This window comes from Streptosporangium sp. NPDC020072 (assembly GCF_040631445.1).
GTDB lineage: Bacteria > Actinomycetota > Actinomycetes > Streptosporangiales > Streptosporangiaceae > Streptosporangium.
In genome coordinates, this window is record NZ_JBEYAB010000040.1 from 1 (window position 1) to 1,664 (window position 1,664).

At 69.2% G+C, this 1,664-nt stretch carries 1 protein-coding gene; it reads right to left on the bottom strand.

The window, feature by feature from the left end; translation table 11 throughout:
• A partial coding sequence (locus tag ABZ470_RS41640; protein ID WP_362918723.1) for a condensation domain-containing protein occupies positions 1 to 1,646 on the bottom strand: 1,646 nt, incomplete at its 3' end.
• Between the last annotated feature and the right edge of the window lie 18 nt (positions 1,647 to 1,664).

A 1,664-nucleotide genomic window follows, 5' to 3' on the forward strand; every position in this document is an offset into this window, starting at 1 on the left:
TCACCACACACCACCGCCACCGCATCCGGACACACCACCACCCGCTCCTCAAACACCTCATGCACACACCGCGAAACACCCCCCACCTCAGCGGTCAGGCCGTCGAGGAGGGCGCGGTCGGAGGCGGGCAGGAAGACGGTGCGGGCGTCGCCGTACGGATCGGCGGCCATCGCGACCAGGACCTGCCGGTACATCTCCGCCAGGCGGTCGGCGTTCCTCTCGCCGATCACGTGGGTGTCCACGGCGATGGCGACGTGGCCGACCCTGACGGACACGTGCAGCGGGAACTCGGTCGGGCTGTCGTCGATGCTGGCCAGGTAGTCGACCAGCTCGGTGTCGACCTGGTCGAAGTCGAGGTAGATGAACATGCCGTCGAGCAGCCGCCCGCCGGTCTCGTGCTGGATCGCCCCCAGGGGGAACCGGCGGTGCCGCCACATGGCCGTCTCGGTGGTGAACACCTCGTTCACCAGGTCATGCCAGGTACGGGCACCCCTGGTGTAGGGGAACGGAAGCGTGTTCAGGTACAGGCCGTAGACACGGTCGGCGCCGTCGGCCTCCGGCCTGCCGTGCAGGACCAGTCCGGTGTGGAAGGACTCCTGGTCGGTGATCTGGCTCAGCACCTTCATGTACGCGGCCAGCAGCACGCTCTTCAGCGGCACCCCGGCGGCGGCGGCCAGGGCGCGCAGGCCGTCCTCAAGGTCGGTGAAGGAGACCACCGCCTGCCGGACGGCGCGCGGCGTGTCCGGCCGGTCGCCCCAGGTCTCCGGAAGTGCCAGCTTGGGGTGGTCGGTGACGACGCCGCGCCAGAAGGCCCTGTCGTCCTCGGACTCAAGCGACCGCTGTTCGGCGGCCACGAAGTCGGCGTAACGCAGGGCGGGCAGCGGAGCCGGGTCGGGCACGGCGCCGTCCCGGATCACCCGGTAGTACTCCAGCAACTCCATCAGCATGGAGTGGTGGCTCCAGCCCTCCAGGATCGCGTGGCACTCGGTGACCGACAGCCACCAGGACCGGTCGTCGCAGACGTGCGCGAACAGGCGGATCAGCCCCGGCCTGGTCAGGTCGAACAACCGGGCGCGCTCGTCGGCGGTGAACCGCCGTAGTGATCGGCCGACCTCCGCCTCGCCGAGGCCGCTCAGGTCGCGCACCTCGACGTGGAGTTCGGTTTCGGTGTGCACGAGCTGCAGGGGGACGGAGTAGCCGTCCAGGTCGAAGGAGGTGCGCAGCACCTCGTGCCGACGGGTCACCAGCCGGGCGGCGGCACGGAAGGCCTCCGGATCGAAGGGCCGCTCGTCCCGGACACGGAAGGAGGTGACGTTGTGGTAGGGGTTCCGCTCGTCGCCGGCCATGAGCTCCAGCAGCATGCCCGCCTGCACGTACGCGAGGGGGTAGGCGTCGGAGACACCGCTGGGCATCGCCGCCCGGTCCTCTTCGGCGAGCAGTTCGAAGGGCCGGACCAGGGGGGTCTCGGTCAGCGGGGATCCGAGGCCGGGCAGACGGTCCATGAGTTCGGCGATGGTGCGGTGTTCGAAGACGTCACGGACCGAGATGTCGAAGCCGTTCTTGCGGAGAGCGCCCACCAAAGCGACCGCCCGGATCGAATGCCCACCCAACTCGAAGAAATTGTCATGCACCCCGACCCGCTCCACCCCCAAAACATCCCGCCA